Origin of the sequence: Bacteroides sp. GD17 (assembly GCF_038448625.1) — a bacterium.
GTDB lineage: Bacteria > Bacteroidota > Bacteroidia > Bacteroidales > Bacteroidaceae > Bacteroides.
This window is the reverse complement of the sequence record NZ_JBCEZS010000014.1, coordinates 1-20392: the sequence shown is the minus strand read 5'-3', so window position 1 is coordinate 20392 and position 20392 is coordinate 1. Positions and strand designations below refer to the sequence as shown.

At 45.8% G+C, this 20392-nt stretch carries 20 protein-coding genes and 1 rRNA gene; 6 read left to right on the top strand and 15 right to left on the bottom strand.

Annotated features, from left to right (window positions below; genetic code table 11):
• Window position 1 precedes the first annotated feature (1 nt).
• From AAE250_RS18525 to AAE250_RS18460, 14 genes are all read right to left on the bottom strand, one after another.
• Window positions 2–811 carry a purine-nucleoside phosphorylase gene (locus AAE250_RS18525; protein WP_342289261.1) on the bottom strand — a complete coding sequence of 270 codons (810 nt, stop codon included), beginning with the start codon at window positions 809–811 and terminating at the stop codon, window positions 2–4.
• Window positions 717–1880 (bottom strand): tetraacyldisaccharide 4'-kinase, encoded by a 1164-nt coding sequence (lpxK, locus tag AAE250_RS18520; RefSeq protein WP_342289260.1) that lies wholly within the window; start codon window positions 1878–1880, stop codon window positions 717–719. Before lpxK ends, AAE250_RS18525 begins: the two co-directional genes overlap by 95 nt.
• A complete protein-coding gene (gene sppA / locus AAE250_RS18515) occupies window positions 1880–3649 on the bottom strand; it encodes a signal peptide peptidase SppA (protein WP_342289259.1) in 1770 nt (589 codons plus the stop codon). Before sppA ends, lpxK begins: the two co-directional genes overlap by 1 nt.
• Window positions 3650–3985: 336 nt before the next feature.
• Complete coding sequence (locus tag AAE250_RS18510) at window positions 3986–4567, bottom strand: DUF3575 domain-containing protein (protein WP_342289258.1); 582 nt, start codon at window positions 4565–4567, stop codon at window positions 3986–3988.
• 23 nt (window positions 4568–4590) lie between these two features.
• Entirely contained in the window at window positions 4591–5670 is a 1080-nt protein-coding gene (locus tag AAE250_RS18505; protein WP_342289257.1) for a hypothetical protein, read from the bottom strand.
• A 36-nt stretch (window positions 5671–5706) separates the two neighbouring features.
• The gene (locus tag AAE250_RS18500) at window positions 5707–6651 is read right to left on the bottom strand and encodes a FimB/Mfa2 family fimbrial subunit (RefSeq protein WP_342289256.1); all 945 of its coding nucleotides are present in this window, start codon (window positions 6649–6651) and stop codon (window positions 5707–5709) included.
• Window positions 6652–6761: 110 nt separating this feature from the next.
• On the bottom strand, window positions 6762–8090 hold the full coding sequence (locus tag AAE250_RS18495) for an ATP-binding protein (RefSeq protein WP_342289255.1): 1329 nt from the start codon (window positions 8088–8090) through the stop codon (window positions 6762–6764).
• 136 nt (window positions 8091–8226) lie between these two features.
• Window positions 8227–8439, bottom strand: a complete 213-nt coding sequence (locus AAE250_RS18490; RefSeq protein WP_342289297.1) for a DUF3791 domain-containing protein — start codon at window positions 8437–8439, stop codon at window positions 8227–8229.
• Window positions 8433–8648 (bottom strand): DUF3791 domain-containing protein, encoded by a 216-nt coding sequence (locus AAE250_RS18485; RefSeq protein ID WP_342289296.1) that lies wholly within the window; start codon window positions 8646–8648, stop codon window positions 8433–8435. Before AAE250_RS18485 ends, AAE250_RS18490 begins: the two co-directional genes overlap by 7 nt.
• 155 nt (window positions 8649–8803) lie before the next feature.
• Window positions 8804–9043 carry a DUF2442 domain-containing protein gene (locus AAE250_RS18480; RefSeq protein WP_342289254.1) on the bottom strand — a complete coding sequence of 80 codons (240 nt, stop codon included), beginning with the start codon at window positions 9041–9043 and terminating at the stop codon, window positions 8804–8806.
• Between the two features lie 7 nt (window positions 9044–9050).
• Window positions 9051–9308 (bottom strand): DUF4160 domain-containing protein, encoded by a 258-nt coding sequence (locus tag AAE250_RS18475; protein ID WP_342289253.1) that lies wholly within the window; start codon window positions 9306–9308, stop codon window positions 9051–9053.
• A 708-nt stretch (window positions 9309–10016) separates the two neighbouring features.
• The gene (locus tag AAE250_RS18470; RefSeq protein WP_342289252.1) at window positions 10017–11984 is read right to left on the bottom strand and encodes a hypothetical protein; all 1968 of its coding nucleotides are present in this window, start codon (window positions 11982–11984) and stop codon (window positions 10017–10019) included.
• 57 nt (window positions 11985–12041) lie between these two features.
• Entirely contained in the window at window positions 12042–13340 is a 1299-nt protein-coding gene (locus AAE250_RS18465) for a hypothetical protein (RefSeq protein ID WP_342289251.1), read from the bottom strand.
• 48 nt (window positions 13341–13388) lie between these two features.
• On the bottom strand, window positions 13389–13760 hold the full coding sequence (locus tag AAE250_RS18460; RefSeq protein ID WP_342289250.1) for a hypothetical protein: 372 nt from the start codon (window positions 13758–13760) through the stop codon (window positions 13389–13391).
• A gap of 804 nt (window positions 13761–14564) precedes the next feature.
• Between AAE250_RS18460 and AAE250_RS18455 the strand changes: the two genes are divergently transcribed.
• Both AAE250_RS18455 and AAE250_RS18450 read left to right on the top strand, forming a co-directional pair.
• Entirely contained in the window at window positions 14565–14855 is a 291-nt protein-coding gene (locus tag AAE250_RS18455) for a hypothetical protein (RefSeq protein WP_342289249.1), read from the top strand.
• 181 nt (window positions 14856–15036) lie between these two features.
• Window positions 15037–17196: a VapE domain-containing protein gene (locus tag AAE250_RS18450; protein WP_342289248.1), complete on the top strand. Its 2160-nt coding sequence runs from the start codon at window positions 15037–15039 to the stop codon at window positions 17194–17196.
• 153 nt (window positions 17197–17349) lie between these two features.
• Here the strand turns inward: AAE250_RS18450 and AAE250_RS18445 are convergent, their stop codons facing one another.
• Window positions 17350–17586, bottom strand: a complete 237-nt coding sequence (locus tag AAE250_RS18445; RefSeq protein ID WP_342289247.1) for a DUF4248 domain-containing protein — start codon at window positions 17584–17586, stop codon at window positions 17350–17352.
• Between the two features lie 239 nt (window positions 17587–17825).
• Between AAE250_RS18445 and AAE250_RS18440 the strand changes: the two genes are divergently transcribed.
• The 4 genes from AAE250_RS18440 to AAE250_RS18425 form a co-directional block, all read left to right on the top strand.
• A complete protein-coding gene (locus AAE250_RS18440) occupies window positions 17826–18338 on the top strand; it encodes an HU family DNA-binding protein (RefSeq protein ID WP_342289246.1) in 513 nt (170 codons plus the stop codon).
• A gap of 125 nt (window positions 18339–18463) precedes the next feature.
• Window positions 18464–18565, top strand: a complete 102-nt coding sequence (locus AAE250_RS18435; RefSeq protein WP_294601746.1) for a smalltalk protein — start codon at window positions 18464–18466, stop codon at window positions 18563–18565.
• A gap of 59 nt (window positions 18566–18624) precedes the next feature.
• Window positions 18625–19098 (top strand): N-acetylmuramoyl-L-alanine amidase, encoded by a 474-nt coding sequence (locus AAE250_RS18430; protein ID WP_342289245.1) that lies wholly within the window; start codon window positions 18625–18627, stop codon window positions 19096–19098.
• Between the two features lie 802 nt (window positions 19099–19900).
• A 16S ribosomal RNA gene (locus AAE250_RS18425) occupies window positions 19901–20392 on the top strand; the annotation flags it as partial.

Genomic DNA, 20392 nt, shown 5'->3' with positions numbered 1-20392 from the left:
TTTACGCTCTGTTTATCAGTTCACGCATAATCTCTGTCATTTTCGGCTGCGCTGCATCGGCAGCTTTCTGTACCTCTTCGTGGGATACTTCTACAATTTTACCTTCCACACCGAGATCGGTAATTACAGATACACCAAACACTTTAATACCGCAATGGTTTGCCACAATCACCTCAGGTACGGTGGACATGCCTACTGCGTCTGCTCCCAGGATGTGGAACAGTTTATATTCAGCAGGAGTTTCAAACGTAGGTCCTTGTGTGCCGATGTATACGCCATGCTGCACTTTGATACCTTTTTCCTCTGCTATCTCGTCGGCTTTGCGGATGAGTTCCTTGTCGTATGCTTCGCTCATATCCGGGAAGCGGGGGCCGTAAGGAATGTTCTTGCCACGAAGCGGATGTTCGGGGAAGTAGTTGATGTGGTCGGTAATGATCATCAGGTCACCGATTGCGAAATCCGGGTTTGTACCACCGCTGGCGTTGGAAACGAACAAAGTCTTGATGCCCAGTTCACGCATTACGCGTACCGGGAAGGTAACTTCCTTCATGGAGTAACCCTCGTAGAAGTGGAAACGTCCCTGCATTGCCATGATGTCCTTGTTGCCCAGCTTGCCGAAAATCAGCTTTCCGCTGTGCCCTTCGACGGTAGAAACGGGGAAGTTTGGAATATCTTCATACTTTATTTCATACTTTTCGGTGATTTCGCCGGCAAGGCTACCGAGTCCGGTGCCGAGGATAATTGCAGTCTCCGGATGCGTGTGCATCTTTCCTTTCAGAAAGGCTGCTGTCTCTTGAATATGTTCTAACATAGCCAATAATGTTTTGATTGAATATATATTGTTGATTTTGTAAAAACTCTATCTCTATGGGCAGCACGTAGATGTACGGTTTCAGCGCTTCGTCCAGTGCCGGATGGTGTTTCAGCCGTGTTGCATCTTTTTCGGTGGTGATAATCAGCCTTTTCCATTCTTCCAGTTGCAGGAACTGCTCCTTTATTTGTTGCAAGTCTTTATTCCTGAAGTCGTGGTGGTCGTCGAATGCCAGTAGTCTGACGTGGGAAGTATAAGCTTCCACTTCTTTCACTAACGGGGTAGGAGAGGCGATTCCCGTAACCAGCAGTATTTGTTCGTCTCCCGTCAGGGAGGAGAGCACTTTCCGGCTGTTCGCCTTTTGGGGAAATAGCGGGGTCAGCATACCATAACGGAACCTTGAGAAGTACAGTTGCTGGTAAGGATATAGGTTCAGCCGCTTGGTGATGATGTTGAAGTCTATCGGCTTGATATCATCCGGACATTTGGTGACGATTACGACTTGTGCCCGATACTTGCCGCTTGCCGGTTCGCGCAGTCTTCCGGCGGGGAGCAGGGCGTCGTCACATAGCAGCCGGTGGTAATCGGTCAGGAGAATATTCATTCCCGCTTTGACGTAGCGATGCTGAAAAGCATCGTCCAGTAATATGGCATCTACGGCAGGGCTCTTCAGTTGAAGCAGCTGCTCTATGCCGTGGCAGCGGTTTTCGTCCACAGCTACCCGTACATCGGGGAATTTGCTTTTCATCTGATACGGTTCATCGCCGATCTCCGACACGCTGCTTTTGTTTTCGGCCAGTACGTATCCTTTGCTTTTCCGCTTGTAGCCGCGGCTCAGTGTGGCAACATTCAGTCCCGCTTGTTGCAATAACTTTATCAGATACTCCGTATGTGGCGTCTTGCCCGTTCCTCCCACAGCGAGGTTTCCCACGCATATTACCGGAACGTCAAAACTCTTTGACCGGAGCCATCCCCAATCAAAGAGTTTATTTCGCAAGCATACCCCCAGCCCGTAAAGCCACGAGAGGGGGTATAGCCAATGATGTATCTTAATAAAGTTTTCCTCCATTATTGAATATTAAGTTCAAAAGGTACGCGCGCTTGTATGCGGTCGCACTTGTCAATGTTCTCCAAGGCACTGAATTGCTGGTAAATCTCGCCCATTGTACCTTTCAGCATGCGGGCTTTGATGTAGTTACCGGGATTTGTATTCATCAGGCTTTCAAAGAAGCTTTCTTTGGCGGGGTAACTCATTACGGTGTAAGCATCTACACCGGCTTTGGCAATGGCTATTTCCAATGCTCTGTCTATGCCGCCCAGTTCGTCCACCAGTCCCAGTTCTTTGGCTTTGCTTCCGGTCCACACTCTGCCTTGGGCAATCTTGTCCAACTCTTCCTTGCTGATGCCGCGGCCGTCGGAACAACGGGTCAGGAAGAGGTCATATCCATTGTTTATATACATTTGCAGCAGTCCCTTTTCACCATCGTTCATGGGGCGGGTTATCATGCCGAAGTCTGCATATTGGTTGGTCTTTACAACGTCGAAGTTCACACCGATTTTGTCGGCCAGGCCTTTAGCGTTGGGGAACATACCAAAGATACCGATAGAACCCGTCAGCGTGGTAGGTTCGGCCACGATCGTGTCTGCGTTGCATGAGATGTAGTAGCCACCCGATGCGGCATAATCACCCATAGAAACAATGACCGGCTTCTCCTTCTTCAGTTCGCTCACTGCATACCATATTTGTTCGGAACCGAAAGCACTTCCACCCGGCGAGTTCACGCGCAGCACAACGGCCTTTACGTCTTCGTCATCTTTCAGTTTGCGCAGGTCTTTGATAACCTTTGTAGAGTTGATGCCCTCTTCGCTGGTGGAAGAAGACGAACCTCCGTCAATCTCTCCATACGCATAGTATACGGCAATCACGTTTCCACTCTTGTCTTTAGGAGTGTTCTTTTTCACGTTTATCATCTCCTTCAGGCCGAGTACGGGCATGCGGTCGTCTTCATCGATGCCTATCATGGCTTTCAGATAGTTGCGTACATCGTTTTTATAAATCAATGTATCTACCAATCCGCTTTTCACACTTTCCTCGGCGGGATAGAACATCAGCATGCGGTCGGCGGCGGCGTTCAGTGAGTCTACAGATACTTTGCGGGATTCGGAGATATCACTTGTCACTTGTCCCCAGATAGAGCTGAGGTAAGCATTGACTTGTTCGCGGTTGGCCGGGCTCATTTCAGTAGAAATGAATGGTTCTACTGCCGATTTGTAGGTACCCACTTTGAATACTTGCATCTCTACTCCGATTTTGGCCAGTAAGTCTTTGAAGAATACGGGTGTTGCGGCGAGACCTCTCCACTCAACCATGCCTTGTGGATTCAGCAATACCTTGTCTGCTACGCTCGACAGATAGTAGAGCCCTTGTGAGTAATTATCGCTATAAGCCACGATAAACTTGCCCGATTCTTTAAAGTCTTTCAGAGCATTGCGTATCTCTTCGCGTGCTGCAAAACCTGCCCCCAATTCAGTGGCTTGTATATAGATACCCTTGATGTCATCATTTTCCTTTGCCTTCTTAATAGAGGAGAGAATATCGTCCAGTCCGTAGGTGTTATAATCGTCACCCATCAGGAAGTCGAACGGGTTTTCCTGGCTGCGTTCAGCCAATGTACCGTTCAGGTCCAGCATCATGATGGAGTTCTTGCGTACTTGCGTTTCCGACTCCGAAGATGATACCATACTGAAAAACACCAGAATGCTGATGAAAAACAAAATGACGCTCGATACGATAATACCGGTTACGGTGGCAAGCGTAAATTTCAGAAAATCTTTCATTGTACTTTATTGTTTTTAGTATGCTAACTTTTTCAAGCTAACAAAGATAAATAATTAGGTTGATATTTATCTTATCTGTCGCAAGGTTTTTGATTTTATCACACTATTCCAAAGAAAAGGGCATAAAAAAAGGCTATCTATCCCAGACAGCCAATCTTTTGTTAACCTTAAATCTAATACTATGAAAAACACATTGCAAAGATACGTGCTTTTCTCCAATCTCCAAATTTTCAGTGCAAAACGGGGCAAATTACAACATGGTTTAATAGATATAATCAGCCGTTAACTCTTAATGGACTGATTGTTAATTTTAATTTAGGCGGATTGCGGGTGATTCTATTCAAGGAGGTATACCAATGAAATGGCTGCCTTTGTCGGTCCCAGGTAATTCCTTTTATTCTCACCTATTCTGTCTCCGCATACGTAACAGTCATATTTTTCGTATTCCGTATATGCGTATCCTGCCCCTACGGAGAAATCCATCTTCCACCTTGTGGAGAGAGTAAACTGATATCCTACGGTGAGTCCTGCACCTGCGGCCCAACCCTTATATCTTTGTTCTTTCAGTTTGTCTACGAACTTGATTCCGCCTATGTTGTACTCCCCTCCAAACAGGTTTATTCCCATATTCCATCCCCTGAAGGACTCGCGGAACCAATATCTTACCTCTCCTTCTGCCAGCCAATGCATCAGTTTCGGATTGACGGTGTTTCCTTCTGCCGTCTGATACTGCCTGAAGTGGAACGGATTGTAGGCAGCCATGAGTGCTGTGGTACATTTTCTGCCCATCCTCCACTCTACGCCGATATTGGGGGTAGTGGTGGCAAGGTATAGCAGGTTTGTCTTCAGTTCTACGTTCTGTCCGCAGAGGGGCAGGGTGCAGAACGTTGTGCATACTGACAGTATGATACGTTTCATTCTCATCTTCTTCTTCTCCTTTATTATTCGTTTTCTGTTGTTTCGTTACTCTCCACGCTGCACACCACGCGCGTAGTGCTACTTCCTCCTACCACCAGCGTATACTTCCTGTTCCGCTTGATATTGATTCGCTTCCCTCCCGATGTCATTTCCACTTCCATGGTTCCGGACACTCCGTTCAGTGTATAGGTCAGTATCAGGGTAGGTATAAGCGTTTCCGTAGTGGGATACTCATATAGATACAGTACCTTTCCGCATGTTTGCCCTTTCTTCAGACTTTGCAGATCCCCGGTTGTCACGGCCGGATTGCGCGTCATGGCTATGGGTGCGGTGTAACCCTTCGGTCTCTTTTCCGCGGTGGGGGTGCCGCTACTGCTCCATTCAAACAGATATCCCATGGGGGCGCAATTCCTGGCGCTTACATTCTCTATTACCAGATCCTGTGTATCCGCCACTTCATTCTTTACGTCCACGCGGGCTACAATCCGGTATAGCTTCACTTTCATTTTATCCGTATCACTCAAGTCACCCGGCAGATTCAGCGGAACGGTGTTTCCTGTCATTACCGCCCCCTTGTCTCCTACAAGGCTTCCGCAGTCTCCTCCATCTTTCAGTTTCCGTGTAGCTGCTGTCCACCGCAGGCTGTCCATGGGCAGTGTCTTTTTATAGATGATAGAGTCGAAATGAGTCTTCTCCTCATTTGCCACGAATGCAAATACATGTGTTGTATTTTTGGGGGCATGGAGTGACAGGCATGCTGTGGCTCCTGCATCGGTATGTAGAAACTGTCCTGCTTTGGGCGTTGTTGCACCGTCTCCTGCCTCCACCAGATACTGCACACTTTCAAAGAGTGTATCTTTATCCGTCACCAGGAAGTCATATACCGTCAGGCTGTTTATTCTTGTTTCCGATGCATCCTGCGTAGCACGTGTGTATTCCACCTCGTCGCTTGCAGGCGTACCTATGCTGAAGGATACAAGTATCGTTTCACTATTTCCGTTGTTTCCTTCTTCCCCGATGCCCTCCTTGCAGCATGATGCCACCATCAGTATCACCAGGCCCCATACCATCCACCTTCCCATCTTCATTTTTTCATTTTCCATTTTCCATTTTCCATTTTCCATTTTTCATTTTCATTCTTACCCAAAGCTTCCCCCTTCTATCCAGTCTGCCACCCCTGTTTCCGCTTCTACTTTTATCCCTACATGCCCATCCATATAGATGGTCACTATGATTTTGTATTCCTGCCTTTCCGAGTTTTCCGGTTTGTATCCCCATACTTTGAAAGCTGTTTTCAGATCCAGTGCCGGGGTAATTTCCTTATAACCTTCCCCTTCCTGGCAGAGGACGTGCAGCACGGGCAGGTTACTGTTCGTATACCTCAGGCTTACAAACTCTTCTTTGAGTTTCAGCCCTTTGAGTGCGCATACCAACTGATGCTCCCGGTTCCAGGATGCAGAGTAGGGGAATCGTTTTTCGCCCAATGAGTATCCCTGCTTTCCGTCCAGCTCGTAGCTGTCGGCGCAGTGGCTCAGTGTCATTTTATAAACGGGTGCTGTTGTCATGGCTGGTGGCAGATTCTGCCATTTCACGGTCACTTGCAGTTTACTGTGTACATTGGCCAGGTAGGTTACGAAGCGTTGGTTGTGCCTGGCAGTTTTATCAACCAGGTCGAAGCGGCATATACCATAATATAACGGATCAGCATTTCCGGCATCTGTTCCTGCCGGTTGCAGCAGGAATTGGGATAGCGGTTCGCCTTTTGCCGGAATATCCGGTAATGTAGTTTTTGTGACGTTTCCCAGAGTCACCATCGTATAGCTTCCTGCTTCCAGTTCGTCGAGGCTTTGCTGTTGCAGGTTCTTTCCGGGTGCTATTTCCTTTACGAACCTTTCAGTTTCATCGAACAGGAAGTGCTTGAGTGAGTGTATATTATCCTCGAATGCGTCTTGTCCTTCGCTGGTGTATCGATGCTCCATGACTATTCGCTTGCAGCATATGTCCCTTTCGTCCTCTATGTCGCATGCATGGAGTGACAGGCAGCCTATGGCAATAAGGATGTACTGCATGGTTTTTCTTCCCATACAGTAATAATGGTATGTTCGTAATGTCTGCAACATTGCTCGCTTCTTTTATAACTACAATTCGTTTTAAAAGAAAGCGGACTTTGAAATGTTGGGGAAAAGAGAAGAAGTTATTCTTGTATTATCTTGTTTGAAAGTGCATATAGAGGTACTACTTTTATTTTCTCGTACGAAGAGAAAGGTTCGAGACTGGTTCGTATTCCGTAGTCGCAATCCTTCAGTTCAATGAACTTGTACATGCTTTGCATGCTGCCGGAGTTATTTGCCTTTACCTCGATAGGATATATTTTGCCTTTTCGGCTGATTACATAGTCTACTTCGGCTTGTGCATTGCGTTCTGTGCGTTGCCAGTAATAAAGATCCGGTTTCTTTAAGTAACTGCTATACTTCATTAGTTCAAGTCCGGCAAATACTTCTGACAATCCACCTTTATTGACGAAGTTAACTTCATCGGTAATAAGGATGTCCTTGGCTTGTATTCCCAGCATCGACTGCATCAGTCCAATATCCAAAAAGAGATATTTTCGGAATTTCGGATTGATCTCGGCTCCCAATGGAATGCCGTTGGCAGCGGTATGCGTCACGGGGATGACGAGCCCCGAAAGTGTAAGCAGTGATAGGGCTTCTTTTACGCTTGTCCCGTCTGCTATGTCGCTTGCTTGTGCATATACAAACTTTTGTCCGGCTTGCAGGGCTGCTGACTTCAGTGTTTGCGACAGTAATAGTGGAGATATTCTTGTTTTGTACTTTTTAAAATCATCCTGATAGGTATCCAGGATATCATTATGTACGGTGGCGCATTCGCTGTAGTCGGCTGTTTGTACCCATACTCTCACAGCTTCGGGCATACCGCCCACCAGGTAGTATGAGCGTAGTTGAGACACCATCTCTTCGTGTAGCGGAATCGGGAGTGGGTGTTCGCAGTCTGCTTCGTTTTGCTTGTAATCTACCTGCATCCCGAGACCTTGTGCTTCCAGGAACTCGTCGAAAGAGAAGGGGTACATGTACATGGAGCGTATTCTTCCTACGCCGAACGAGGGCAGTTCATTCAGGGTAAATTCCAAAAGAGAACCGGCAGCTGTTACGTGCAGTTCAGGATAGTCCTCGTAGAAATAGCGCAATGATGATATGGCACGCTGCGACTCTTGTATTTCGTCTATAAATAGCAGGGTCTCACCCGGCACAATCGGAACGTTATAAATAGCGCTAAGCTGACTACATAATTTCTTCACGTCCAGATTTTCGCCGAATAGTGTCTTTATATTCTTCTGACGCTCAAGGTTTACTTCAAGGAAGTATTTAAAACTTTCCCCCAAGTGTCGGATGGCAGATGACTTCCCTACTTGTCGGGCTCCTCTCACTAAAAGAGGCTTCCTATTAGAACTGTTTCTCCATTCTTCCAGATATGTATCTATATGTCTTTTGAAATACTTAGCCATATTATCTAATCTTTTCGTTTACAGCTCAAAGATACATGATTTTCCAGAAAATCCAAATCAAAAATAGAATAAAAGTCCGGAAAATCCAAACCGAAAATATGCTTGAACTTCGGAAAATCCAAATCGAATAGTGGACTCAACCTTGCTTATCCTGCAACTCGCGCATCACCTCATCCACGATATAGAGATCGCCATAGAGATAAAGCCCGGTTTTGGGATCGTGGAAGCGTCGGCAAGTATCACTTTCATAGAAGATGTCGAAGGCTTCTTCGGGCGAAACGTCCAAACGCTCGGAAAGGCGGACGACTATACAACCAATTCGTTGCCACTGAATAATATCTTTTATGATAATATCATCTTCATAATTTCCTTTCTTTTTTTGTCGCAATAGATAGAGGTTTGTACCTTTGGGAGCGGTAATACCTTGATAGGTTCCCAGTTCTCCAAACATTCTAAAATGCTGTCGGTGATGTTTTCCCGGCTTTCAGTATGAATTGTATCATAATGTCGCATGATGTAGTTGTTTATTAATCCTACACGCTTCATTCGCTGGTACATTTCGCTATAGGAGCATCCTGCACGTTTGGCAACAACTTCTACGCACGATGCTGCGAACCCCATGCGTATTTCTATATCTGTTAACTCTAATAACCGTTCCATTATATATGGTTTAATTCAATCTTAATACAACGGTGACCTGGAAAGATTATAATTTATGCCGGGACTCCGTTCTCATACAGATACTCGGGCGCTATGTCTATTTCCCCGTTTTCCCATTCCAATGTATCAGTTACTTTAAAGTTCTTGAACACATTGATATCTTGTAAAGACTTGAATACAGGATACTGATGCAATAAAGTCGTGAAATCAACTACTTTACGCATACCGTCATTGAACAGTACCATTATGCGGTAGCCATCCAGATAATGAGCTTTTAAGACTTCTTTCCACATAATATTTTCATTTTAAAGGTTCTATTTTATTAGGTTCTTCTCCAAGAGAAGCTTTTTTCCATGCTTCTTTTAAATCCTCCCGATGCAGTTCCAACCATTCAAGAATCAGGCGTAAAGCCCGTTCTGACATTTCTCCTTTCACTGCCCCATTTTCTATTTCCACCAATATTTTATAATTCCCGTATCGAGCATGGAAATGAGGAGGATTATGATCTAAAAAACGAATGGCAATAACTATGCCAAAGAATTCAGATATAGTAGGCATGATTTATATTATTTTATTTCACATTTTTTCTTCAAAGGCATCACACGTAGCCATTACAAAGATAAGAAGTTTTTCTCATAATTAGTGTATGAGCCGATCTAATCTTAACTTCTCTTCTTCTTTCAGGCGTTCTGCAAGGATAAAAGCCTCTGCGTCTTTCTCAAAGGTGTTGCGTTCGGGAGTTCCTGGGGGGCGTATTCTACATCCAATATTTCATCGAAGTTACGTCATCCTTTTATTGATTTAGTGTTCGATTTGGTCATTGTTTATCTCCATTTTAATCAGTTTACATGCAATCTAATGGAGTGCGCTTCATTATTAGTGGATAGCGTTCCGGATGTTTTAGGCTTTCTATTTCTAAATCCACTCCCAAGGCTTCCCACTCAATGGCCGAACGACCGGACATACTATCATCAACACGCTTACCGATGTGTCAGCACTCATAATGTATGGTTTAATTCAATCTTAATACAAAGATAACTTTTTTCTTTCTTTCCCCAACATTTCAAAGAGCGCTTTCTTCCGTTTTTCCGATAGATTTCTCAATATATAGATCGGAGTATCTTAATTTCTCTAAGGGGGGGAGAGACTAAGGTACTCCGGTCTGAATAGGTTGAGAAGTGTTATAATCTCTCTTTACTTCCCCCGATTCTGTGGGAGGGAATGCGGGAGAAGGAGGAAAAGGTTATAACTATTCTTTTCTGATGATTACGGTTTTGAAGGATAGGTAAAGGCAAAGACGGCAAAAGATACATACCGACTATCTGTTTTGTCCATATAGCCGCAAATTCTAAAATCGTCTTGATCTATATTAATATAGATTCCATCGGTCTTTTCAATTTCCGAGCATGTACAAATATCATCAGGTACAACAGAAATGTCCTCTCCTGCAGCTCTTTGTGTAAAATCATTTATTTTATTGTTTCTTTTGAATGCTTGATAAACCAGTTTGTTGTTATTTTTACTTCTGGATATATCAACATTTTGATAAGAGCTATGGAGCGAGTATAGACCATCAAGATTATAAAACATATCACAGATTAACCCTATGCTGGGTACATACCAGCCACTTGTAATGTCATCAGGTATGGCCGGTTGGAGAGTCTTTACGGTCTTTAAAACAGGATAGTTGTCTAAGCCTTTTTCTTCTAAACTTTTGCAATAGCTATATCCATCCCTATCGTTTACGATAGCTTTAATAACCGAATAATCAGTGATTGCAGGGTCATTGGCAGCGTATTCATCATTTATAGCCCATGCTATCTTATCATTTTTTACAACAACTCGTTTTGGTGCTACCGCATAACCTGTCCATCCCTTTGCTTTGTCGTTAGCGGTCATGTTGTTCGAGAATACGATGCCGATGCAATCCCCTTTATCGGGGTCCTTGTTAGGCATCGTTTCTGCCCACGTCAATTGTCCGTTCAGTGAGGCTTTTCTTAATCCTCCGTCGCTGAAGTCCAGTGCTCCGTCCTTCAGATACACATAGTCTCCGATTTTTCCCAAGTCTTTCTCTGTATATTTTATATCCAGATTCCCGTCGGGTACGGTCACTGTTTCCCCCTCGTTCCAGTCCTTTACTTCAATGTTGAAGTCACCCGTCACACCGTTCATGTAGATGCGGTATATATGGTTGCGCTGTACGGCAAGATCGCTTTCTCCCACTTTCAGCAGGATATCTTTGCTCATCTTGGTTTCCGATTCACCTGCACCGCTTCCTTTTTTCAGTGTATACTCTATTGTGATGCTGAGACGTTTGCTGGCATTTGCATCGGTCAGATTCAGATTCTCGTAGGTATATGCACTGAGGTAGACTGTCTGGTTGGTCCATGAATCGAGTGTAACCGCCTGTTCCTCGAAGGTTTCGTTGCTGTTTACCTCTGCCACTTCCATCAGTCTTGATGTTTGGGCAGCGCTTTTCATCGTTATGCCGGTGATTGTTACTTTACTGTCGCTTTCTGTTGCTGCCGAGTTGATGAAGTCGAAGCGTGCCGCCAGGCGTGTCAGGTTTATATCCTGCAATGTAGTGGCATCGGTGCTTAGTGTGATGTCTTGTTTGGCAATCATGATGAAGCCTCTTGCAGTTTGAGAGCCTGCCGCTCCTACCAATACAGTTCCGTCGGCAGTTCCCTTTTTGGCTTTCAGTGCTTCGAGGTCGCTCAACTTGGTGCGAGTCCCCAGCTCGGCACCCGTGCCGCCTGACAGTTGGAACTTGGCGAACTCCGCTTTCATATCATCGTCCGGATTGGCAATGAAGTAAGCCACATAGTCGCCCACAGTACCCGGTTTCTCGATGATGTACGCATCGGTACCATCTTCCGGCCGGGTGATTTTATACTCCTGCCACGCTTCACCCGTTGCTTCATCATCGTATGCAAAGATTCTGTGCAGCTGATAGTCATCTTCCTTTTCCGTTCCTCCGTCCTTTACGAAGAGAGCTACGTACAAGGTCTTAACGACTTTTTCCCCTTCTTTTGTCAGATCTTCTGCAACGGCACGCGTATTGGGCTTCATCATCCCTTTCAGGCTGAACCTGAATGCTGCCACCTGCTGATTGTCCGTATTCTCAATGTCGGGCTTTTCATTCTCCAAAAGTTCGTTGTTGCTGCATCCGCTCCATAAAGTGGTTCCTGCCATCATCAGCGTGGCAGCCAGCAATGTATATATCTGTTTCATTATATCCTGTCTTTTAATTTTCATTTTTCATTTTCCATTTTCCATTTTCCATTTTTTTCATGGGGCCGGGGTTACTACTTCCGTTCCATCACTCAAGTCTACATCTACATCATGTGCCGTCCATGGGGTGAATACAAAGTTGAATGTCAGACCTCCTCCCTGCGATTCGGTTTCTCCCACCTGCAAGGTGTACACTGTGTTTCGCGTAATGGCATAGGGTACTGATGTCAGTGGGTCTACTATCTTTAAGGTGGTTGTGGCGGATACTCCGTTGAGTGTATATTTCACTTTTATCTGGATAGGAGGGATGTTTGTGGAGCTTCCGGCACCATTCTTTACCGGGAATTCGTACATATAGAGTACTTTCTTGTACCATACTCCCTCGCGTTTGTTGACGGTTGTAGCCACCCATGTATCTTTCATTCCCGATGCTGCACTATAGTCGGCATAAGGCAGATATCCGTATGTGTCGTACACGGGGTTCTGTGTGATCTCCATTTCTCTTTCCGGTGTATTCCAAATGTAGTCCGGGTTTTCCATACTGAATAGATACCCTTTGGGGGCGGTATAGTATTCGGAGTATAGCAGGCGTACGGACTCTATTTTGAAGTCACGATCCTTGGGTACGAAGTTCTTCACGTCCAGGCGCGCCATGATGCGCGTCAGCGGGGTTTTGTCGGCGTCTTCGCTCAGTTTGTTACTCCCGCTTGTCAGTGTTTTGTTTTTCACTTCTCCCGTCATGCACAGCCCTGCCGGGTCGCCCATAAAGAGGTCGGCAGATGCTGTACCTCCGGTCACTTGCTTGTCGGCAAGCTGTTTGTGCAATTGTTCCAGTGTTATTCCTTCTGCCATTGAATTTGCGTCGAATGCGCTGCACGAGTCGTTTGCAATGAATGCGAATGCGTGTTTGTCCGTTTCGGTTATCGCGTTGGTGCGCAGCGACAGTTTTACGGAGTATGTTCCGTTGCCGTTGTTTATGCAGGTTCCGGCAGTGGTAGGAGATTCACCGTTGGTGGCGGCGGACGTTGTTATGGGAACATTGTAAATTCTCACCAATTGGTAGGCGTTGTCGGCAGGTTCGTCGGCCGCAGCGTCTACTTTTGCATGGAAGTGATAGACTTTAAGCGACTTCATGGTGTTTTCCGTTTCATCATCGGCAATGGTGGCATCCGTGGCCCTTGTGTATCCCACTTCATCGCCCTGTGGCAGTCCCAGGCTGAAGGTAACGGAGGTTTCCCCGTTTCCGCTTCCGCTTTCGCCTTTCGGCGAGATCAGTTCATCATTGCTGCATCCGGTCGTGAGGATTGCGGATGTGCATAGTGCAAACATGGTTTGCATCATTTGTTTACTGTTCATGATTCATTGTTTGTTAGTTAGTTAATAAATTATGTTCTGCTCTTGCGTTTACAGGTCGCAGAGCTTTATTTCTTCCAGGTAGAGGCGTGTCATGTGATTTACCACTCCGAGCTTTTGTGCCGCCCGTCCGTACCGCATGTAGAACTGTTCGGTAGTGGGGTGGTTGCAGTTCAGGTGTTCTCCTGTTGCTTCGAGTATATTGAGCAGGGAAATCTGAGGGCTTCTTTTCGTGAGCCGATAGGATGTGAGCTGCTGCGGGTCTTTGTCCGCTTCAAGTTTTATGAGCCCTGCTGCAGATAGCCTGTCCAGCAGCTTTTTCCTGGTTTCCTCAGGAATTTTCATTTCATCCGTGCGGTAGCTTTCTCCCATATAGATGTCATTCAATACCGCAATGGCGGCCTGTGTCGTTGGTGTAATCATACTATTTGTTTTTAAGTTTGCCTCTGTTTTCAGTTCCGGATCTGTGCTGGAAGCGGGACAGAACGTCTGTAGACGTTTCTCAAGCGACGTTTAGTCTCAAAAACTGCTGTTTTGGAGACTGTGCACTCTTTTTCTGTATATATTGCTAATAATCAATGATATATACGTGCTAGGGTGACTTTTAAACGTACGTTTAATGGGCGCTTTTTTTCGCCCTTTTTCTGTGCCTATAATCATAACGAAATACTATGGTAAAATAGTAATTTGAAATCTCGATTAATATGTTGATATATAGTATTCTATATAATATGATGTATATATTCAGCAAATAAAATTATCAAAATAATTTGTTATGTGTAAAACAATGTCTACCTTTGTATAATTAAACGTACGTTTAAAAAACGCTTCGAATATCATAAAATATAGTTTACATAAAATACACTGCTTTTTCTTACCCTTTCGGGCGAAATCCTCTTTTCTTTTGCTACTGTATATAATATGTACGCACGTGTACGCGCGTCATATCTCTTTTTTTTCTTGGAAAAATCCCCGTTATTTATAGGTATTCCTTATTATTTCCTCTTCTCTGTTTTTACGGGGATATATTTCATATTTGGAGACAAATGTTGGCTGTATATTTTGGGCGTGTGCTAATAAATGTTTAATTTCGCGCGTCAATATTAATTTATTGGCTTTATTGTTAAACCCAAATTAGAGAAAACAGATGGAATCTACTAATTTAAAAAAACGGAAATCATAGATAACGAGCGTTATCTCTTTGTTTCCAGAGATGAGAGTAATAGCATGGCGGACATTGCCATAGGTTTGGAACTTCTTAGTGGGGCTAAGGTTCACATAGACAGCGGTCGTAAGGGTATTCTTGAAGCGGTTGCTTGTCAGATCCATAGCCACAAGCTGGCGGCAGGCACGGAGAAGAATCTTCCCCGCGAGGTGCGCCAGTGGTGTGGCATCCTCCACTGCTTCTGTTTCGTAGAGAACCACCGCAACGGCAGCAAGGAATTGACGCGCGAAGCGCTTGAAACAGAACTTTATAATGTCCTGGCCCGTCTCTTCCCCGGTGATGCTTCCTTGTAGGCGTTCAAAATTAGTAAAACGATAGCCCTTTCCCTCCCGGAAGGGCTATTTTCGTATTCGGAAGTAAGTGCTTTCCTTTGCAGGAGCTTGGTTCATCACAGGGGTAGGAAGTCCCTCAAATAACTGTAAAGGCCTCTTGCCTCCGTGGTGAACTCTTATTATTAACAAATAAACAAATGTAATGAAAGACATTCAAGTCACCGCCTATCAAGGCTTCTCAAAAGTGGCGGGAGAAACCTGCCTGAGTACCATCATCTCGAACATCCGTAGCAGTACCTACTTTCTTACCGTCCAGAAAGTGGAGCAGCAATGCCTTATGGGCAACATTGCCAAAGCCAACGAGATAAAGAAGCGCCTCCCTTTTTTCTCACTCACAGCGAATTATGGCGAAGTTCGCCAGCCCTACAGCCTTCTTCGCTACAACCCCGTCATCACCATCGATGTGGACGACATTGCGGAGGATCGGATCAATGCTGTCCGTCAGCTTCTTGAATCGGCTCCGGATGTGCTGGCGTTCTTCCTTACACCCAAACGCCACGGCTTCAAGATCTTCGTCTACCTGCGCACGAGTTATGCCTGCCACCTTCGGAAGATCACTTTCTGCGTTCCTGCCATCACTTATTCCGAGCTTGAGCAGCACCACGCGCAGATGTACGAAGCCGCTCGCGAACATATAGAGTCTCTTCTTCATCTGCCGGTAGATGCCAGCGGCAAGGATATCAGCCGTGGCTTTTTCAGCTCGTACGATCCGCAGGCGTATCTAAACACGGAATTGCTGGAAGAAATCGACGAGATCACCACCACAATTATTGAAAAAGGAACCAAGGCTGCACCCGTCCCAAGAACGAAGAGTGCATCGGGTGGGGGAGCAGCGCTGAAGCTTCCGGCCGCCACTGCACCGATCTCCGGCGTCTCCATCGCCCCCTGGCAGGAAATGGAATACAAGAAAGCTCTGAGCACCACCCGCCGTTCCGAACGCTTCCGCGACGGCAACCGCGATAATTTCCTCTTTGTCCTTGGCAACCGCTGCTTCCGCAAAGGTCTGGACGAAGCCGTTGCCGTGGCCTTGGTGGAGCGCGACTTCCATCAGCCGGACATGGACGTCAGCAGTGCCATCCGCAACGCCTACCTCTACATCAGCAAGACCCAGGAGTCCGAAAAGGAGAAGAAACTCCCGGTCATCACCCAAGTGCTGGACTTCGTTGGCGCCCGCTACGAATTCCGTCGCAACACCATCCTGGATCGCCTTGAATTCCGGGAAGTCGGCTCCAATTCTTTCCTCCCTTTTCGTAGCAAGGACTTTAATTCCATCTACGTCAGCCTCCTTACCGGCGGCATCAACTGCTCCCCCAACGCCCTGAGGGCTCTGACCGACTCCGACTACGCGCCCAACTTCAATCCCTTCGAGGATTATCTCTTCAACCTCCCTCCCTGGGACGGCACCACAGATCACATCGGTGCCCTGGCCGACACCATCGTGACCACCGACCCGGTATTCTGGCGCGAGAGTTTCCGTCGCTGGATTGTAGGTGCCGTGGCCTGCGCCCTTGATGACAAGAAAGTGAACCAGCTCATGCTTATTCTCTTCGGCGGTCAGGGCAAGGGCAAGAGTACCTGGATCCGGCGGCTCCTCCCTCCCGAGTGGAGCGAATACTACCATACGGGCATGATCAACCCCGAGAGCAAGGATGACCTGTTCCATCTTTCCACCCGCTTCCTTATCAATATGGACGAGTTTCAGGGTGTAAAATCCACGGAGCTTGCCGGCCTGAAGCGCATGCTGACGCAGGAGGGCATTGTACTCCGCAAGGTGTATGACATGCAGGCCTGTACCTTCGTCCGCCACGCCTCCTTCATCGCCAGTACCAACAAACGCCGTTGCCTGCAGGATATCGACGGTAACCGGCGTTTCCTCCCTTCTTCCGTCGTTTCGGTAGACTATACGCAGCCGGTGAACTACGCAGGGGTGTACGGTCAGGCACTCGCCTTGCTCAACAGCGGTTACCGTTACTGGTACGAAGGTGATGAGATCGACCGTCTGAACGATCACAACGAGCTCCACCGTCTGATGGATCCTGTGGAGGAGAACCTCTTTGTGTACTACCGCAAGCCTCTGCCCGAAGATTTGTCTGTGAAGTGGATGCCTGCCTCTGCCATCCTCACCCGGCTGTCCATCTACGGCAAGGTCCAGGTGACGCGCCCTGCTCTGCAGGAGCTTGCCCAGGCTTTGGAAAAGCACGAGTTTGAAACGAGAATAGGTACTCAGGGCAGTATGGAGTATAAAGTCGTAGAGTTCCAGATGGATGAAGTAGAGAAGAATTTCAAAGCTCCCACCAATTGATTCTCTCTTCTGTACCAAAGAATTTCCACCATACTGAAAATCCCGCAGGATATTTGTCCGGCGGGATTTTCGGTATAGTGGAAAGTGTTATATTATTTATTTTTCGGCTGAACCTTGTTTGATATAAAAGTTTGATGCTAATGCTATCGCTGTTTACGGCTCTCCGAGTACTTCTGCAATGAGCCTAACCTGTCTTCTTGTGTATCTGTGATCTCCGGGTGCCTCTCCCGTCTGATACATGGCTTTGTACAATTCCGGGTTTCTTCTGATCCAGTACCTCATCTTTCTCATAGCGGGTACTACAGGCATATCGGGGTTGTACAGATGTGCGAGCTCCGATTTACGGTAAGACCGTATGACGAATGGCTCTTCAATGCAATGGCTTTCCATTTCTTTTCTTGTTTTTAAAGTTTCTGATTCATGTTAATTATCCTCTAAAGGTAGTGAAAAGGCGTGATATCCGGAAGTAAAATGTATATTATAATTGCTTGAAACACAAGAATATGATATTTATATACCGGGAGTGCAATGTGCGACAAAAGTATGGTGGCATATAACGTATCTTTGTTTCACGAAACGTTTAAGTCTCGATTCAATTTTTAATTTCTAACTTTAAATGATTCAAATTTATGGCAGTACCATTTAAGAAAGTGGGTTATCGGAAAGACCCTCGTGACAAAGATTCCGCAGTTATGTTCCATCCGCGCCTGGTCACCATGGGGCAGACAGCAACGCTTGACAGCATCGCTTATGAAATGAAGGAGAAGAGTTCGCTCTCCCTGGGTGACATCAAGAGTGTGCTTACCAATTTTGTAGAAGCCATGTGCGGTGCCCTCTACAACGGTCATTCTGTTAACATCCAGGACTTTGGTGTCTTCAGCCTGTCGGCACATACACGTGGCGTGTCCGAGATCAAGGAGTGTACATCCAAGAACATCAAAAGTGTTAAGATCAACTTCCGTGCTTCCAGCAGCGTGAAGCCTAACCTGACTTCTACCCGTGCGGGTGAACGAATTGAGTTCCTTGACATCATGACGGCTGTAGATGGAGATACCACTGAAGGTGGTGGCAGTTCTTCCGGTGGCGGCGGCAACACCGGCGGTGGTTCGGATGGGGACCAAGGTGAGAATCCGCTGGGCTGATAATTTTTTAGACATAAGAACAAAAGAACAGATTTAAGATGATTCTTTCTTTTGTCCTTTTGTTCTTTTGTCTTAAATGAAATCTTCTGTCAATCAATAATTTCTATTTAATTATATAAACCCTTATGAGTACGAAATCATCTACCTGGGATAAAATCTTGAAAGTGATAATCGCTATTGCCTCGGCTATTCTGGGCGCCGTCAGCGCCCATGCCATGACCAAATAGCGTCGCGACAAGATAACATCCCTTCCCTTTTCATTTTTCATTCTTAACTATTCATTCCAATGAGAGTCATCAATCTTATCGTTGTCCACTGTTCTGCCACCCGCAGCGACCGCTGCTACGCGGAACATGACCTGACAACAGACCACCTGCGCCGGGGTTTCTCCGGCGCAGGCTATCATTATTACATCCGTAAGAACGGAGATATCAAGAGTTTGCGCCCCGTCGACAAGCCCGGTGCGCACGCCAAAGGCTATAATGCGAATTCAATCGGTATCTGCTATGAAGGCGGTCTGGACGAACACGGCCGTCCTGCCGATACACGTACTCCCTTTCAGAAGCACTCGCTGAGAGTCCTCGTCCTGTTGTTGCTGAAAGATTATCCCGGTTCCCGCCTCTGCGGCCATCGCGACCTCAGTCCCGACCTGAACCACAACGGCGAGATAGAGCCCGAAGAATGGATCAAAGCCTGTCCTTGTTTCGATGCTGTAACAATTCTGCAAAACCCGCCTCCTGTCAATCCTGCCTATTTGTAGTGCAATACCTTAAAAATCTCTCTACGCGCGCACGTATATATATAATGTGAACTTTCTGTTACCGTACACGGCATTCTCAAAAAAACATGTTCAATAACATCCTTGTTAATCAGTGAGTTACAAAAAAGTTTATGGAAAGTGATAAAAAAGGGGTAGATATATTTGGCTGATATCAATAAATCCTCTACTTTTGCATCCGCTTTCGAGAACGAGAGCAGCGATACTTTGACATTCTGACAGAAAACGGTGTAAGAACCTTTCTTTTTTCCTTTTTCTTTTGCCTCCCTTTCGCACAGAGAGACGACGAGGAAAAAGAAAAAACAAAAAAACTTCCGAAAATATTTGGAAGATATCTGATAAAGTTCTTACCTTTGCATCCGCTTTCTGAAAAGAAAAGCCATCGTAAAAAGAAGCGATCTTTGAATAATTTACATAAACAATACAAGTAGTACAAGAGCAAGACTACGATACTTAGTANAAAAAAACTTCCGAAAATATTTGGAAGATATCTGATAAAGTTCTTACCTTTGCATCCGCTTTCTGAAAAGAAAAGCATCGTAAAAAGAAGCGATCTTTGAATAATTTACATAAACAATACAAGTAGTACAAGAGCAAGACTACTATTCTTAGTGATAAGAAGTAGTCTTGGGTAAAACTAAAAGAACCGTCAATACTTATATATATAGGTATCGATATAAAACTTTTAAATTCGAGCGTCCTGAACAGATAACAACGAGCTTGTATGTTATGTTTATAGGTTAATCACTTATAACTCATAACTTATGACTCAAACAATACTTTTACAATGAAGAGTTTGATCCTGGCTCAGGATGAACGCTAGCTACAGGCTTAACACATGCAAGTCGAGGGGCAGCATAGTCTAGCAATAGACTGATGGCGACCGGCGCACGGGTGAGTAACACGTATCCAACCTGCCTTTTACTCGGGGATAGCCTTTCGAAAGAAAGATTAATATCCGATAGTATGATCCTTCCGCATGTTAGAATCATTAAAGAATTTCGGTAAAAGATGGGGATGCGTTCCATTAGATAGTAGGCGGGGTAACGGCCCACCTAGTCAGCGATGGATAGGGGTTCTGAGAGGAAGGTCCCCCACATTGGAACTGAGACACGGTCCAAACTCCTACGGGAGGCAGCAGTGAGGAATATTGGTCAATGGGCGCGAGCCTGAACCAGCCAAGTAGCGTGAAGGATGACTGCCCTATGGGTTGTAAACTTCTTTTATATGGGAATAAAGTGCAGGACGTGTCCTGTTTTGTATGTACCATATGAAT

Excerpts from the sequence above, each read along its gene's own strand:
- AAE250_RS18460 (WP_342289250.1), bottom strand. The coding sequence starts at position 13,760 with ATGATTACACCAACGACACAGGCCGCCATTGCGGTATTGAATGACATC.
- AAE250_RS18455 (WP_342289249.1), top strand. The coding sequence starts at position 14,565 with ATGGCGGACATTGCCATAGGTTTGGAACTTCTTAGTGGGGCTAAGGTT.
- AAE250_RS18475 (WP_342289253.1), bottom strand. The coding sequence starts at position 9,308 with ATGCCTACTATATCTGAATTCTTTGGCATAGTTATTGCCATTCGTTTT.
- AAE250_RS18470 (WP_342289252.1), bottom strand. The coding sequence starts at position 11,984 with ATGAAACAGATATATACATTGCTGGCTGCCACGCTGATGATGGCAGGA.
- lpxK (WP_342289260.1), bottom strand. The coding sequence starts at position 1,880 with ATGGAGGAAAACTTTATTAAGATACATCATTGGCTATACCCCCTCTCG.
- AAE250_RS18525 (WP_342289261.1), bottom strand. The coding sequence starts at position 811 with ATGTTAGAACATATTCAAGAGACAGCAGCCTTTCTGAAAGGAAAGATG.
- AAE250_RS18435 (WP_294601746.1), top strand. The coding sequence starts at position 18,464 with ATGAGTACGAAATCATCTACCTGGGATAAAATCTTGAAAGTGATAATC.
- AAE250_RS18445 (WP_342289247.1), bottom strand. The coding sequence starts at position 17,586 with ATGGAAAGCCATTGCATTGAAGAGCCATTCGTCATACGGTCTTACCGT.
- AAE250_RS18450 (WP_342289248.1), top strand. The coding sequence starts at position 15,037 with ATGAAAGACATTCAAGTCACCGCCTATCAAGGCTTCTCAAAAGTGGCG.
- AAE250_RS18465 (WP_342289251.1), bottom strand. The coding sequence starts at position 13,340 with ATGAACAGTAAACAAATGATGCAAACCATGTTTGCACTATGCACATCC.
- AAE250_RS18480 (WP_342289254.1), bottom strand. The coding sequence starts at position 9,043 with ATGTGGAAAGAAGTCTTAAAAGCTCATTATCTGGATGGCTACCGCATA.
- AAE250_RS18485 (WP_342289296.1), bottom strand. The coding sequence starts at position 8,648 with ATGTACCAGCGAATGAAGCGTGTAGGATTAATAAACAACTACATCATG.
- AAE250_RS18495 (WP_342289255.1), bottom strand. The coding sequence starts at position 8,090 with ATGGCTAAGTATTTCAAAAGACATATAGATACATATCTGGAAGAATGG.
- AAE250_RS18440 (WP_342289246.1), top strand. The coding sequence starts at position 17,826 with ATGGCAGTACCATTTAAGAAAGTGGGTTATCGGAAAGACCCTCGTGAC.
- AAE250_RS18430 (WP_342289245.1), top strand. The coding sequence starts at position 18,625 with ATGAGAGTCATCAATCTTATCGTTGTCCACTGTTCTGCCACCCGCAGC.
- AAE250_RS18500 (WP_342289256.1), bottom strand. The coding sequence starts at position 6,651 with ATGGGAAGAAAAACCATGCAGTACATCCTTATTGCCATAGGCTGCCTG.
- sppA (WP_342289259.1), bottom strand. The coding sequence starts at position 3,649 with ATGAAAGATTTTCTGAAATTTACGCTTGCCACCGTAACCGGTATTATC.
- AAE250_RS18505 (WP_342289257.1), bottom strand. The coding sequence starts at position 5,670 with ATGGAAAATGAAAAAATGAAGATGGGAAGGTGGATGGTATGGGGCCTG.
- AAE250_RS18510 (WP_342289258.1), bottom strand. The coding sequence starts at position 4,567 with ATGAAACGTATCATACTGTCAGTATGCACAACGTTCTGCACCCTGCCC.